This is a genomic window from Pelomonas sp. Root1444, from assembly GCF_001426885.1.
GTDB lineage: Bacteria > Pseudomonadota > Gammaproteobacteria > Burkholderiales > Burkholderiaceae_C > Pelomonas.
The window spans coordinates 92,090-105,526 of sequence record NZ_LMFP01000029.1; the positions used below are offsets into that span (position 1 = coordinate 92,090).

A 13,437-nucleotide genomic window follows, 5' to 3' on the forward strand; every position below is an offset into this window, starting at 1 on the left:
GGCAGGATCTATTGGGGATCAGGGCGAACTCTCAAACCTGTCCCCTTCCTCCTCCAACCCAAACTGCATCGCCGCCAATTTTGCATACAGCCCGCCGCGCGCTACCAGCTCGTCGTGCCGCCCGATGTCGACGATGCGTCCCGCGTCCAGCACGACGATGCGGTCCGCCTTCTGGATCGTCGCCAGCCGGTGCGCAATGACCAGCGTCGTGCGGTGCTGCATTGCCGCCTCCAACGCCGCCTGAACGACGCGTTCGCTCTCCGCATCCAGCGCGCTGGTGGCTTCATCCAGCAGCAACAGCGGCGGGTTCTTCAACATCGCCCTCGCGATGCTGATGCGCTGGCGCTGGCCACCGGAGAGCCGCACGCCGCGCTCGCCCAGGAAGCTGGCGTAGCCCTCGGGCAGCGCGCGGATGAAGTCGTCGGCGAAGGCGGCGCGAGCGGCGGCGATGACCTCGTCGTCGGTGGCGGTGGGCCGGCCGTAGCGGATGTTCTCCATCGCGGTGGTGGAGAAGATGACGCTGTCCTGCGGTACCAGGCCGACGTTGCCGCGCAGCTCGGCCAGGCTCAGCTCGCGCGTGGGCACGCCGTTCAGGCGGATCTGGCCGGACTGCGGGTCGTAGAAGCGCAGCAGCAGCTGGAACACCGTCGTCTTGCCGGCCCCGCTGGGGCCGACGAGGGCGACCGTTTCGCCGGGTGCGATGGTCAACGACAGGTCGTCCAGCGCGGCGGTCAGTGGCCGTGAGGGGTAATGGAAGCGGACCTGGTTGAACTCCACACGGCTGCCACCCGTCGCGACGGTCAGCGATTTCGGCGTGGCCGGGTCCGCCACCGGGGAGCGCGCTTCCATCAGCTCGATGAGGCGCTCCGTGGCGCCGGCCGCGCGCAGCACGTCGCCCCACACCTCGGCCAGCACGGCGACCGAGCTGACCAGCAGCGTCACGTAGACCACCGTCTGGCCCAGGTGCCCCGCGGAGATCTTGCCGGCGATGACGGCCTGCGTGCCCTGGTACAGCCCCCACAGCATGGCGCCGAACACGGCGGTGATGATGAAGGCCACCATGAAGCTGCGCACCCGTGTGCGCTTGCGGGCGACGTCGAACGCGGCCTCGCTGGCGGCGGCGAAGCGCCTGGCCTCGGCCCCTTCCTGCGTGTAGCTCTGCACCACGGTGACGGCGTTCAGCACCTCCGCGGCGATGGCCGAGGTGTCGGCCACGCGGTCCTGGCTGGCGCGTGACAGCTTGCGCACGCGCCGGCCGAAGTACAGCGCCGGCGCGACGATGAGCACCAGCAGGCCCAGCACCTGGCCCATCACGTAGGGGTTGGTGGCAACCAGCATGATCAGCGCGCCCGTGCCCAGCACGAGGTTGCGCAGGCCCATGGACAGGCTGGAGCCGACGACCGTCTGCACGACCGTCGTGTCGGTCGTGATGCGGCTCAGCACCTCGCCGGTCTGCGTGGTCTCGAAGAACTCGGGGCTCTGGCGCAGCACGTGGGTGTAGACGGCGTTGCGCAGGTCGGCCGTCACGCGTTCGCCCAGCCAGGTGACCATGTAGAAGCGCGAGGCCGAGAACAGCCCCAGCGCGGCGCCGACGGCGAACATCGCCAGGAAGTGCTCGCGCAGCGCCATCAGCCGCTCGCCCGCGCTGCTGGCCGCGAAGCCGGCGTCGATGAGGCCGCGCAGCGCGATGGGGAAGGCCAGCGTCGCCAGTGCAGCCAGCACCAACAGCACCAGCGCCAGCACGATGCGGCCGCGGTACGGCCGCAGGAAGGGGGCGAGGCCGCTGAGCGAGCGGGCGTGCTTGGATGCAGGGCGGTCGGTGTTGGAACTCATCGGGTCAGGGTCTGTTTCAGCAGCTCGCAGGTGCGGGCGAGCATGGACGGCTGCAAGTCCTGGTGGCACAGCAGCTGCAGCACCTGCGTGCGCCAGCGCGCGCCGTGGTCGTCGTGGAAAGCCGGCACGCCGGGCCAGACGCGGTCCCAGCGGAACACGGCGCAACCGGCGGCGCGCAGCGCGGCGTAGGCCGGCTCGGGGTCGTCCACCCACAGCGGCATCACATAGGGCGCGGCCTGGGCGGGCAGGGCGCCTAAAAGGGGCCGTGCGCCGGGCAGGCCCAGCGTGCCGCGGTAGAGGGTGTCGTAATGGGCGCGGCGGCGCTCGACGATGCGCCCGCGCGGCAGGCCGAAGAGGCGCTGCGTCAGTGCGGGCGGCGCCTGCTCACTGCGCACCAGGTCGCAGTCGGCCATCATCTCGGCCTCGGTCATCTCGCGCGGCGTGGCGGCCGACTGTGGCCGCGGCGGGCCGTTCTTCAGCCGGAACAGCGCGCGCAGCGGCGCGTTCAGGCCCGCCAGCCGGTGTTGTTCGCTGGCGCGCTCCAGCAGGTCCACCCAGGCCTTCACCTGCTGCTTGGCGCCGGCCGGCTGCAGCGCCTGCGCGGGCAGCGGCCGGGCCGATGCCAGCAGGCCGCCTTCGGCCACCGGGAAGAACTTGGACACGCTGGCCGTCGCCAGATCGCCCCAGTGCCCCACCGGCCGCTCGCCGGCCTGGCCGAAGAAGCTGTGCGCGCAGTCCTCCACCAGCGCGATGCCGCGCGCATCGCACCAGGCGCGCACGGCGGCGAGGGACCGCGGCAGGCCGAACAGCTGGGCCACGACGAGGGCCCGCGTGCGCGGCGCGGGCGTGATCGCGTCCAGCGCGGGCAGGCCGTCGGCGCCCAGCGGATAGAACTGCACCGCGGCACCCGCCGCGCGCAGCGGCGCCACCAGCGTGGGGCAGTGGTAGCTCGGCGCCAGCACGCTGTCGCCGGGCTGCACGGCCAGCGCCTTCATCGCGGCGAACAACGCGGCGCGGCCGCTGGTGAGTAGCCGGGTGTGGGGCAGGTCGTCGACGGCGGGCAGGCCGCTGCCGCGCGGGCCGCCGAGGTTGTCCCAGCCGAAGGTGGGTCGTGTGGGCTGGCGTGCGTGATGCGAAGGCATGGGCCGCGGATTAGACCAGCGGCAGCTTGCCCGCATAACCGGTCAGCTCCAGATAGCCCCAGCCGACCTCGCGGCTGCCGCTGTCCAGCAGCCGCGCCGCGCCTTCCCAGTAGGCCAGGCCGCTGCTGCGCCGGGCGTCGATCTCCTGCGCGTCGAAGGCCGCGACCAGGCGCATCTCGCCGGCGGGGCTGCGCAGCCGCCATTCCACCGGCCAGCGTGCGCCGGTGGCCGGGCTGGTCCAGTGCCGCGTCGGCACCATGCCGACCTCCTCGGGCGCGAAGCTGCGGTCGACCACGCCGGGCATGCGCAGGCTGCCGCCGGCCCAGTGGCGCCTGCCGTCAGGGCGGCGCAGTTGGAATAGCGTCAGCGCGCGGCCGTCGTGCAGGTTGATGCCCAGCCAGTCCCAGCCCGCCGCGTCGCCGACGTACTTGTCGCTCCATTCATGGTCCAGCCAGGCGCGGCCGGCCAGGCTGTGGCGCACGCCGTCCAGGCGCAGCGCGGCCTGGGCCAGCAGCTGCGGGCGCGAGTAGTAGTGGCTGTACTGGTCGGGCATCGGGCCCTTGCGCGAGAAGCCGGCCTCGCCCTGCAGCAGCGGCGCGTCGGGCGTGGCCAGTTCCAGCTCCAGGTTGAAGCCGGGGCCGCCGAAGGCCGCGCGGTAGCCGTCGCCTTCGCGCCGCAGCGTCCAGTCGCGCAGCTTCAGGTCGCAGTCACCCACGCGCGCCTGCACGGTGCCGGGCAGAGCGCGCAGCAGGCGCTGGCCGTGGCGCTGCTTCCTGGCGCCGAGGTCCGACAAGGCCACATGGCCCAGCAGCAACTGCTTGGCCGCCAGGCCGCTCGGGTGGTCGCCCGCAGCCGGGCCGGGCAGGCGGAAGAAGGTCAGCTGGTAGCCGAAGCGCGGCGGCGCACCGTCGCGGTCGCCGAGCAGGCCGGTGAGGTACCACCACTCGATGGTCTGCAGCGGGTGGGCGCCGAAGTCGGCAGGGAAGTTCAACGCCGCCCGCACCGGCAGCGGCAGCGCGGCGAGCAGCAGCGTGCGGCGTTTGATCATGAGTCCTCCCTGACGGCGCGCACGGCGTCCGCGGCCAACGCGCGCCGGCCCGCCAGCAGCGACGCGCCGACGGCCGCGGCGAACGCCAGGCCCACCAGTGCCGCCAGCCGCCCGACCGGCAGGCTCAGCTCCATGCTCCAGTGAAAGCTCTGCGGGTTGACGACGTAGACCAGCACGACGCTCAGGCCCAGCCCCAGCGCCAGCCCGGCCAGCGCGCCGGCGCCGCCGGTGAGGCTGGCTTCCAGCAGCAGCAGCCGCATCAACGCGCGCCGCGACAGGCCCAGGTGGCGCAGCAGCCCGAACTCGCGCTTGCGCGCCAGCGCCTGGGCCGACTGGCTGGCGATGACGCCGAACAGGCCCACCGCCAGCGCCACAGCCTGCAGCCACAGCGTGATGGCGAAGCTGCGGTCGAACAGCTGCAGCGACAGCGTGCGCAGCTCACCCGCGGCGGCCGTCTCGACGTCGTCGCCGGCCAGGCGCTTGATGGCGGCGCGCGCGGCGTCCAGCGAACTGCCAGGCGCCAGCCACAGCGCCGTCTCGGTGGTCGACGGGTCGCCGCTGATGCGCCGGTAGTCGGGCAGCGCCACCCACAACGCCGTGCTCTGGCGCGAATAGTCGCGCCAGATGCCTTGCACCTGCAGCTTCACGACCCGGCCGCTGTCGATCAGCTCGGCCTGGAACACGCGGCCCGGCACGAGGCGGTCCCGGTCGCGGGCAGCCTCGTTGACCCACACCGCCACGGCGCCCGCGGCGGCCGGGCCCGTCCAGCGATCGAGCAGCGGCAGGCCGCCGGCGTCGACATCACGCGCCGTCAGCGCCACCGCATCGGCGCCGGGTGCGAGGCGCAGCCGCGCGGTGCGCTGCGGCGCGGTGCGGGCGATCTCGGGCAGGCGGGCCAGTTTGTCGATCAACGCCGGCGGCAGCGGCGCGGGCATGCCGTCGGCACCGCGCAAGGCGCTGCGGGCATACAGGTCGGCGGGCAGGGCGTCGTCCAGCCAGCGCGACAGCGACTCGCGGAAGCTGCCGATCATCACGGTCATCGCCACGGCCAGCGCCAGCGCCACCAGCACGCCGGCCAGCGACCGGCGCGCTTCGGTCGCCTGGTCGCGGCTGCGCTCGCGGGCCAGCAGCAGCAGCGCACCCGCCGGCAGCCGCGCCAGCGCCGCGCCCAGGCCGCGCACGAGGGCCGGCACCAGCGCCAGCCCGCCCGTGAGCAGGCACAGCATGGACAGGTAGGCGGCCACCGGCGTGCCGTCCCAGACCGGCGGCAGCCAGGCCAGCGCCGCGCCCAGCGCCAGCAGGCCGAGGCCGACCCAGGCCGGCAGCGTGCGGCCGGCCGGCAGGCCCAGGCCCTTGAGCACGAGGGCCGGCGCGATGCGCCGCACGGTGACGGCCGGCGCCAAGGCCGCCAGCAACGCCGCAGCGAGGCCGAGCACCGCATAGGCCAGCGCCGGCAGCAGCAGCGGCTGGCCCAGCAGCAGGTCCGTCGACGAGCCGCTGGCGCCGTGCAGGCCCAGGTCGCTGCCCAGCAGCTTCAACGCGCCGGCGGCCAGGCCCACGCCGAGCGCCAGGCCCAGCGCCGTGCCGATGGCGCCGATCACCAGGCCCTCGACCAGGATGAGCCGCCAACGCATGCCGGCCGACACGCCCAGCACGCCCACCAGCGCCCACTGCGGCAGCCGCTGCGCGGTGGCCAGCGACAGCACCGCGTAGACGAGGAAGCTGCCGGTGAAGAGGGCCATCAGCGCCAGCAGCCCGAGGTTGACGCGGTAGGCGCGCGTCAGGTCGGACAGGCGCTCGCCTTCGTCGGCGGGCGGCGCGGCCTTCCAGCGCGCCGGCAGGCTCTTGGCCCAGGTGGCGGCGTCCACGCCGGGCATGAGCTGCACATCGATGCGGTCCAGCGCGCCCAGCCGGCCGAACAGGGCCTGGGCGTCGGCGATGTCCAGCACGCCCAGCGGCGCGCTGCCGGCGGCAATGCGGCCGCCGACCTGGAGCTCGATGTCGCGCGGTTCGGTGCTGCCGGGCTGGACCAGGCGCAGCGTCAGCGTCGTCGCGTCGGGCGGGAGGTGGTTGCGGGCCGCGGCGTTCAGGTGCACGAGGTTGGCGCCGAGCAGCCCCATCAGGCCGCCGTCGACCTGCGGCGTCAGCTCCGCGGCCATCGGCCGGCCGTTATTCGCGGCGGCGAGCAGGGCCATCGGGTCCAGGCCGATGAGCCGGATGGGCAGCACCCGCCCGTCACGCCCGGTTTGTCCGGGCCACACCGCCATCGCTTCGACCACCGGGTTGGCAGCGGCCACTTCGGGGCGGTTGAGCAGCTCGGCGAGGTCGGCATCGGTCAGCGGGCCGGACGGGGCGCGCAGCACCAGGTCGGGCTGGCCGTTGACGCCGCGGGCGGCACGGGCGAATTCGGTGAGGGCGGCGCCATTGAGCAGGTGCACGCCGAAGGCGAGGGCGACGCCGAGCATGACGGCCACGATGGCGAGCAGGACGCGGCCGGGTTGGTCGCGCCAGGCGGGCCAGGTGAGGTGGCGCCAGAGGCGCATGTCAGGGAGCCTGTCGCGCACCACCGGCCTCAAGCCCTATCCGCGCCAGGAAGGCAGCCACATCAGCCTCCCACAGGGCCTGCTTTCGACGGAAAAGCAGATGCCCGTTCACGTCGTCGAACGCGTACATCCGAAAGGTCACATCGCCGCCGGCGTCCCTGAAAACGCGCGCGTATTTCTCCATGGAGGCATCGGCATAGAAGCCGTCGCCCCGGGCGTAGAGGAACAGCGATGGGACGCGCTGCGGTGCCTTCCCGGCGGCCTCGAAGGCAACCGCGTTGACATCGACGTCGCCGCAGCGGTCATCCTTCCACCCGCCTGAAAAATTGATGCTTCCGCGCACGGCGTCCGGGTGTTCCGCCGCGTAGGCCGCCGACAGCAGGCCGCCGCGCGAGTGGCCGGCCATGACCACGCGAGACATGTCGGGCCACGGCTGCGCACGCAGCCACTGCAAGGTGGCGTCGACCGCGGCGCTTGCATGGCGCATGCCCGCCTGGGTCGCCGCCACGGTGCATGCCGACGGCTGTTCGTTGTCGACGCCCTCCGACTGGCCGCGCCCGGCGCGCATCGGCACGATCAGCGCCACGCCACGCTGGTGGAGGAACTTCGCCAGTCCTTGAGCACGCTCCGTGTAGGTGGCCGGGATCGGTCCGCCGCTTGAGCCGTGATGGAACATGACGACGGGTACCGGGCCGGCGTTCGGCGCGCGATAGAGCGTGGCCTCGAGCTTGACCGCGGGTGCCCCGGCATCGGCGGGCATCGGAATCCAGACCGTTTCTGCCTGCTGCGCCGATGCGGTGGCGCACAGCGTTGCCAGGGTGGCGTTGAGGAGCAGGGAGAAGAGCTTCTTCATGGGTCTCGGTTCTGATCTGAGGGCAAGGGACAGTTAGCCTGCATGCAAACCGTCGGCGTCCAGGCGCAGTCGCCGGTCGGCCGCCTGTGCGGCCACCTCCGAATGCGTCACCAGCAGGCATGCCGCCCCTGCCTCGTGGGTGCACCGTCGCAGCAACTCCAGCACTTCGGTGGCGTGCCGGGCGTCGAGGTTTCCCGTTGGCTCGTCCGCCAGCACCAGCCTGGGCCTGTGCACCAGCGCACGCGCGATCGCGACCCGCTGCAACTGCCCACCCGACAGCTGGCGCGGCATGCGAGCCGCCAAGGCTGCCAGGTTCACCGCAGCCAGCATCTCTGCCACACGCCCGTCGTCCCGCTGACCGAGCAGCCGCAAAGGCAAGGCCACGTTGTCCGCCACGCTCAAGTGCGGCAGCAGGTGGAAGGCCTGGAAGATGAAGCCCAGGGACTCGCGGCGCAGCGCCGACCGCGCCTCGTCGTCCAGCGGCCGCAGGTCGCGGCCGGCCAGCGTGATCGAGCCGGCATCGGCCTCGTCCAGCCCGGCCAGGCAGTTCAGCAGCGTGGACTTGCCGCTGCCCGATTCGCCCAGCAGCGCGACGATCTCGCCGGGTGCGAGCTCGAGGTCGATGCCCGAGAAGACCGCCACGTCGCCGTATGACTTGGCCAGGCCACGCGCGCTGAGAGGGCTCATTCCTTGGTTTCCGGTTCGGTGCGCGCCACGGTCGCGCGACCTTTGGGTGGGGCAAGTTTCACGCCACGCCGGCCCAGCGCCTCGCGCAACAGCAGCTCGGCCTGCGCGTTGGCGCTGCGCAGCTCCACCGCCGCGAGCCGCTCGACCTCGGCCCACAGCGCGGGGTCGACGCGCAGCGGGAAGGACTTCTTGTCCGGGCTGGCCATCAGGGCTCAGGTATAGAGGGTGCCAGTGTTGACCACCGGCTGCGTCTCGCGGTCGGAGCACAGCACCACGAGCAGGTTGCTCACCATCGACGCGCGGCGCTCGTCGTCCAGCGTGACGATCTCGCGCTCGCTCAGGCCTTTCAACGCCGCCTCCACCATGCCCACCGCGCCCTGCACGATCTTGGCGCGCGCGCCGACGATGGCCTCGGCCTGCTGGCGGCGCAGCATCACCTGTGCGATCTCGGGCGCATAGGCCAGGTGGCTGATCTTGGCGTCCAGCACGTCCACGCCGGCGTCGTCGAAGCGGGCCTGCAGCTGGGCGCGCAGCGCATGGGCGACGGCGTCCTGGCCGCCGCGCAGCGTCACTTCGCCACCGTCGACCTCGTCCGCATGGTCATAGGCATAGCAGGCGGCCAGGTGGCGGATGGCGGCCTCGGCCTGCACGCGCACATAGGCTTCGTAGTCGTCCACCTGGAACAGCGCCTGCGCGGTGTCGCGCACCCGCCAGACGACCACGGCGCTGATCTCGATGGGGTTGCCGCGCTGGTCGTTGACCTTGAGGATGGGGGCGTTCAGGTTGCGGTCGCGCAGGGAGATGCGCTTCTTCAGCGCCAGCGGGTTGGCCCAGCGCAGGCCGGCGCCGCGGTCGCTGCCGGTGTAGGCGCCGAACAGCGTCAGCGCGGCGGCCTGGTTGGGGTTGAGCATGTACAGGCCGGCCATGACGAACAGGCCCGCCAGCCCGAGCGGAATGCCGTAGGCCGGCAGGCCGCGCGTTAGCGCGAACGCGCCCAGCCCGCCCAGGGCCAGGCCGACGACGGCCATCAGATAGCCATTGCCGGAACGCGCCGGCTTCTCGGTCACGACGGTGCGGGACGGGGAGTGGTTGACCATGGTGCGACCTGTCTCAAAAGTGAATCAAAGTGATATCACTCTAGCAGGGTTTGAAAGCGAAGCAAGGGAAATCAACCGAGCAGGCGCTGCAGGCCCGCGAGCAGCTCGGCCACGGGCTGCGGCCCGTCGCAGCCGATGACGCGGCGCTGCGGCATGCTGCGCAGCCAGGTGATCTGGCGCTTGGCGAGCTGGCGGGTGGCGGCAATGCCGCGCTCGGGCAAGTCCTGGAAGTGGTTCGCGTCCAGCGCTTCCCAGGTCTGGCGGTAGCCGACGCAGCGCATCGACGGCAGCGCCAGGCTCAGGTCGCCGCGGGCGCGCAGGGCCTTCACTTCCTCCACCAGTCCCTCGGCCAGCATCTGCTCGAAGCGCTGCGCCAGGCGTACGTGCAGCCAGCCGCGGTCCGCCGGCTCCAATGAGAACAGCGGCCAATCCAACCCCTCGTCGCGCGACGCGGCGTGCAGGGCGCTGAGCGGCTGGCCGGTCAGGCGGATGACCTCCAGCGCGCGCTGGATGCGCTGGCTGTCGTTGGGTGCCAGGCGTGCGGCGGTCGCGGGGTCAAGGCTTGCCAGCTCGACGTGCATGGCCGGCCAGCCGCGCTGGGCGGCCTCGGCGTCGATGGCGGCGCGCAGTCCGGCATCGGCCTGCGGCAGCGCGGAGAGGCCGTCGAACAGCGCCTTGAAGTACAGCATCGTGCCGCCCACCAGCAGCGGCAGCTTGCCGCGCGCGCTGATCTCGGCGGCCAGGCGCTTGGTGTCGCGCACGAACTCGGCGGCGGAGTAGCTGTCCAGCGGGTCGAGGATGTCGATCAGGTGATGCGGCACGGCGGCCTGTTCGGCGGCCGATGGCTTGGCGGTGCCGATGTCCATGCCGCGGTACACCAGCGCCGAGTCGACGCTGATGATCTCCACCGGCAGCACCTCGGCGATGGCCAGCGCCGCCGCCGTCTTGCCGCAGCCGGTGGGGCCGGCCAAACAGACAGGCTTCATCGCCGGCGTGGTGCCTTCCCAAGCGGCAGCCGTGGAACCGGCTTTGCCGGGCCACCAGCTGCGCCCCCTCGAGGGGGCCGGCGAAGCCGATAGGGGGTGGTCAAAATTTCTCCCACGGTGCGAGATAGCGCCATTGCCCCACCGGCAGGTTGCCCAGCGGAATACGGCCGATGCGCACGCGCTTCAGGCCCACGACCTTCAGGCCCACCAGCTCGCACATGCGGCGGATCTGGCGCTTCTTGCCCTCGCGCAGCACGAAGCGCAGCTGCTGCTCGTTCTGCCAGCTGACCTTGGCGGGCTTGAGCGCCTCGCCGTCCAGCTCCAGGCCGTGGTTCAGCAGCGCGAGCTTGTTGTTCGACAGCGCCGCGTTGGGCAGCGTGCCCTCGGGCACCGGCTCGGCGCCGGGCAGGCCGACGTATTCGACGCGCACGAGATATTCCTTCTCGATGTCGGAGTCGTCGCCGATCAGCACGCGTGCGATGCGGCCGTCCTGCGTCAGCACCAGCAGGCCGGTGGAGTCGATGTCCAGCCGCCCGGCGGGCGCCAGGTTGCGGTGGTGGCCCGCGTTGGGCTTGATGCCCGAGGCGTCTTCCTTCCAGCGGTTCTCGGGCTGGAACAGCACGACGGCCGGCTGGTAGCCGTCCTCGGCCTGGCCGGACACATAGCCGATGGGCTTGTGCAGCAGCACCGTGACGAGCTGCGCCTGCTGCTGGCGCGCGGCGGGGTCGATGTCGATCTGGGCGTCCGGGCCGACGCGCTGGCCCAGCACGGCGACCTTGCCGTTCACGCGCACCCAGCCGGCGGCGATCCACTCGTCGGCTTCGCGGCGCGATGCCATTTTCAGCTCGCTCATGCGCTTGGACAGGCGCTCGCCGTCCTCGGGCGCGACCTCGCGGGCCGGGTTGTGGCGCTGTTGCGGGCGCTGCGGCGGCTCGAAGTTCGGCCCGCGATTGGCCACGCGGCGCTGGTCGATGCGCGGCGGGCGATCCGCCGGCGGGCGTTCGTCGGGGCGGACGCGCGGGCCACGTTCGGGCCGTTGCGGCGCGTCGCCGCGGAATTGCGGCGGGCGCTCGTCGGGCCGCGCGCGTGGGCCGCGCGGTGGCGCATCGCCTCTGGGCGGCTGCGGGCGGTCGGGCTTGAAGCCGGCAGGCTTGGGTCGCGCCGCGCGCTCGTCACGCTGTGGGGCGGGGCGCTCGTTGCGCTGCTGCTGCGCCTTCTGGAACTGCGCCTCGCGCTCGGCCCGGTCGGCCTGCGCCTTGGACAAGGTCGGCCGCGGCTTGGAGACGCCCTTGCCGCGCACCGGCGCGCGCTTCTCGCCCTCCGCGTTGCGGGTCTTGGCGGCGGGCTTGGGTTTGCCCTTCAGTGTGATCGTGGCCATGTGGTGTGTGCCTCAACGGCCTCTGAGGAAAAGGGCGTCCAGCTCGCGCATGTCGAGCTGGCGCCAGGTGGGGCGGCCGTGGTTGCACTGGTCGGCGCGTTCGGTCGCTTCCATGTCGCGCAGCAGCGCGTTCATCTCGTCGATGTTCAGTTGCCGGTTGGCGCGCACGGCGCCGTGGCAGGCCATGGTGGCGAGGATCTCGTGCTGCGCGCGCTCCAGCACCGAGCTGGCGTCGAATTGCGCCATCTCAGCCAGCAGCTCGCGGGTCAGCGCGACGAGGTCGCTGGCGGCCAGCAGCGCCGGGCGCGAGCGCACGGCCAGCGTGCGGGCCGACAGCGGCGCCACGTCCAGCCCCAGCTGGGCCAGCGTGGCCGCATGCTGCTCGGCAGCAGCGACTTCCTCCGCCGTGGCGGCGAAGCTGACCGGGATCAGCAGCGGCTGGCTTTCGATCTGCGTGGCGCCGAGCTTGGCCTTCAGGCGCTCGTAGACGACGCGCTCATGCGCCGCATGCATGTCGACGATGACCAGGCCCTGGCGGTTCTCGGCCAGGATGTAGACGCCCTGGATCTGCGCGATGGCGCGGCCCAGCGGCCAGTCCTGGTCGGGCAGCCGCGGCGCTGGTGCCGCCGCGGGCGAGGGCAGGGCGGCCTTGTTCGGCTCCCACAGCGTCTCGTGCTCCACGAGCGACAGCCTGACCTGCTCGGCCGTGGCCGGCACCGGCGGCACGTAGCTGGAATAGCTCTGGCGCGGCTCCGCGACGTAGAGCGTGGCCGGCATCGTCGGCTCGAAGGCCAGCGGCGACAGCACCGGCTCCGGCGCCGCCGCCTCGGTGCTGCGCGACTGCGCGAGCGCGTCGACGAAGGCGCGGCGCACGCTCTGGTGGATGGCGCGGCCGTCGCGGAAGCGCACTTCGATCTTGGTCGGGTGCACGTTCACGTCCACCAGCTCGGGCGCGATCTCGATGAAGAGCACGTAGGCGGGCTGGCGCTGGCCGTGCAGCACGTCCTCGTAGGCCGAGCGGATGGCGTGGCTGATGAGCTTGTCGCGCACGTAGCGGCCGTTGACCCAGACGTACTGCTGGTCGGCGCGCGAGCGGGCGGCCTCGGGCAGGCCGGCGCGGCCGCTCAGCGCGAGCGGGCCGGCGCTGAACTCGAAGGAGCGGCTCTCGGCGATGAAGTCCTCGCCCAGCACGTCGCCGATGCGCTGCTCGGCCGAGGCCGCGCGCCACTGGTCGACGAGCTTGCCCTCGTGCCAGATCGCAAAGCCCACGTCTGGCCGCGCCAGCGCGTGGCGGCGCACCGCCTCCACGCAATGCGCCAGCTCGGTGGCGTCGGTCTTCAGGAATTTGCGGCGCGCGGGCGTGGCGAAGAACAGCTCGCGCACCTCCACGCTGGTGCCGCGCGAGCGGGCCGCCGGCTGCAGCTCGCCGCTGCGGGCGTCCAGCCGGTGCGCGTGGGCGTCGGCGGCGGTGCGGCTGGCCAGCGCCATGTCGGACACCGAGGCGATGGCCGCCAGCGCCTCGCCGCGGAAACCCATGGTGGCCACCGATTCGAGGTCGGTCAGGCTGGCGATCTTGCTGGTGGCATGGCGTTTCAGCGCCAGGGGCAGCTGCCCGACCGGGATGCCGCAGCCGTCATCCTCCACGACGATGGCGCGCACGCCGCCGGCCATCAGCTTGACCTGGATGTTCCTGGCGCCGGCGTCCAGCGCGTTGTCGACCAGCTCGCGCACGACCGACGCCGGGCGCTCGACGACTTCGCCCGCGGCGATCTGGCTGATCAGCTCGTCGGGCAGCTCGCGGATGGCGCGGGGGGCGGGGGCCTCAGGCAGGGGGGAATCCATCGGCGGGATTATCGGCGGCTGTCATGGA

The 13,437-nt window shown here is 72.5% G+C and carries 11 protein-coding genes; all 11 read right to left on the reverse strand.

All coding sequences use genetic code 11. From position 1 onward, the window contains the following. Positions 1–18: 18 nt before the first annotated feature. The 11 genes from ASD35_RS24400 to mutL all read right to left on the reverse strand — a co-directional run bounded on the left by ASD35_RS24400 (position 19) and on the right by mutL (position 13,409). Positions 19–1,833 carry an ABC transporter transmembrane domain-containing protein gene (locus ASD35_RS24400; RefSeq protein ID WP_056877576.1) on the reverse strand — a complete coding sequence of 605 codons (1,815 nt, stop codon included), beginning with the start codon at positions 1,831–1,833 and terminating at the stop codon, positions 19–21. Further along, positions 1,830–2,975 carry a DegT/DnrJ/EryC1/StrS family aminotransferase gene (locus tag ASD35_RS28440; protein WP_056877577.1) on the reverse strand — a complete coding sequence of 382 codons (1,146 nt, stop codon included), beginning with the start codon at positions 2,973–2,975 and terminating at the stop codon, positions 1,830–1,832. The genes ASD35_RS24400 and ASD35_RS28440 overlap by 4 nt, the downstream gene beginning before the upstream one ends. 10 nt (positions 2,976–2,985) lie before the next feature. Further along, a complete protein-coding gene (locus ASD35_RS24410) occupies positions 2,986–4,023 on the reverse strand; it encodes a lipocalin-like domain-containing protein (RefSeq protein ID WP_082580422.1) in 1,038 nt (345 codons plus the stop codon). Next, the gene (locus ASD35_RS24415) at positions 4,020–6,566 is read right to left on the reverse strand and encodes an FtsX-like permease family protein (protein ID WP_056877578.1); all 2,547 of its coding nucleotides are present in this window, start codon (positions 6,564–6,566) and stop codon (positions 4,020–4,022) included. The genes ASD35_RS24410 and ASD35_RS24415 overlap by 4 nt, the downstream gene beginning before the upstream one ends. 1 nt (position 6,567) lies before the next feature. After that, a complete protein-coding gene (locus ASD35_RS24420; protein ID WP_056877579.1) occupies positions 6,568–7,419 on the reverse strand; it encodes a dienelactone hydrolase family protein in 852 nt (283 codons plus the stop codon). Between the two features lie 33 nt (positions 7,420–7,452). Then, on the reverse strand, positions 7,453–8,106 hold the full coding sequence (locus ASD35_RS24425; RefSeq protein WP_056877580.1) for an ABC transporter ATP-binding protein: 654 nt from the start codon (positions 8,104–8,106) through the stop codon (positions 7,453–7,455). Continuing rightward, positions 8,103–8,312 carry a hypothetical protein gene (locus ASD35_RS24430; RefSeq protein ID WP_056877581.1) on the reverse strand — a complete coding sequence of 70 codons (210 nt, stop codon included), beginning with the start codon at positions 8,310–8,312 and terminating at the stop codon, positions 8,103–8,105. The genes ASD35_RS24425 and ASD35_RS24430 overlap by 4 nt, the downstream gene beginning before the upstream one ends. 6 nt (positions 8,313–8,318) lie before the next feature. Continuing rightward, positions 8,319–9,203: an SPFH domain-containing protein gene (locus ASD35_RS24435; protein ID WP_200956102.1), complete on the reverse strand. Its 885-nt coding sequence runs from the start codon at positions 9,201–9,203 to the stop codon at positions 8,319–8,321. Positions 9,204–9,274: 71 nt separating this feature from the next. Beyond that, positions 9,275–10,189 (reverse strand): tRNA (adenosine(37)-N6)-dimethylallyltransferase MiaA, encoded by a 915-nt coding sequence (gene miaA, locus ASD35_RS24440; RefSeq protein ID WP_056877582.1) that lies wholly within the window; start codon positions 10,187–10,189, stop codon positions 9,275–9,277. Positions 10,190–10,289: 100 nt separating this feature from the next. Then, complete coding sequence (locus tag ASD35_RS24445) at positions 10,290–11,567, reverse strand: pseudouridine synthase (RefSeq protein WP_056877583.1); 1,278 nt, start codon at positions 11,565–11,567, stop codon at positions 10,290–10,292. 12 nt (positions 11,568–11,579) lie between these two features. Continuing rightward, positions 11,580–13,409 carry a DNA mismatch repair endonuclease MutL gene (gene mutL / locus ASD35_RS24450; RefSeq protein WP_056877584.1) on the reverse strand — a complete coding sequence of 610 codons (1,830 nt, stop codon included), beginning with the start codon at positions 13,407–13,409 and terminating at the stop codon, positions 11,580–11,582. Positions 13,410–13,437 lie beyond the last annotated feature (28 nt).

Bases quoted from the DNA above. Each gene is read 5' to 3' on its own strand.
- ASD35_RS24410 (WP_082580422.1), bottom strand. From the start codon at position 4,023: ATGATCAAACGCCGCACGCTGCTGCTCGCCGCGCTGCCGCTGCCGGTG.
- ASD35_RS24430 (WP_056877581.1), bottom strand. From the start codon at position 8,312: ATGGCCAGCCCGGACAAGAAGTCCTTCCCGCTGCGCGTCGACCCCGCG.
- ASD35_RS24415 (WP_056877578.1), bottom strand. From the start codon at position 6,566: ATGCGCCTCTGGCGCCACCTCACCTGGCCCGCCTGGCGCGACCAACCC.
- ASD35_RS24435 (WP_200956102.1), bottom strand. From the start codon at position 9,203: ATGGTCAACCACTCCCCGTCCCGCACCGTCGTGACCGAGAAGCCGGCG.
- mutL (WP_056877584.1), bottom strand. From the start codon at position 13,409: ATGGATTCCCCCCTGCCTGAGGCCCCCGCCCCCCGCGCCATCCGCGAG.
- ASD35_RS24445 (WP_056877583.1), bottom strand. From the start codon at position 11,567: ATGGCCACGATCACACTGAAGGGCAAACCCAAGCCCGCCGCCAAGACC.
- ASD35_RS24425 (WP_056877580.1), bottom strand. From the start codon at position 8,106: ATGAGCCCTCTCAGCGCGCGTGGCCTGGCCAAGTCATACGGCGACGTG.
- miaA (WP_056877582.1), bottom strand. From the start codon at position 10,189: ATGAAGCCTGTCTGTTTGGCCGGCCCCACCGGCTGCGGCAAGACGGCG.
- ASD35_RS28440 (WP_056877577.1), bottom strand. From the start codon at position 2,975: ATGCCTTCGCATCACGCACGCCAGCCCACACGACCCACCTTCGGCTGG.
- ASD35_RS24420 (WP_056877579.1), bottom strand. From the start codon at position 7,419: ATGAAGAAGCTCTTCTCCCTGCTCCTCAACGCCACCCTGGCAACGCTG.
- ASD35_RS24400 (WP_056877576.1), bottom strand. From the start codon at position 1,833: ATGAGTTCCAACACCGACCGCCCTGCATCCAAGCACGCCCGCTCGCTC.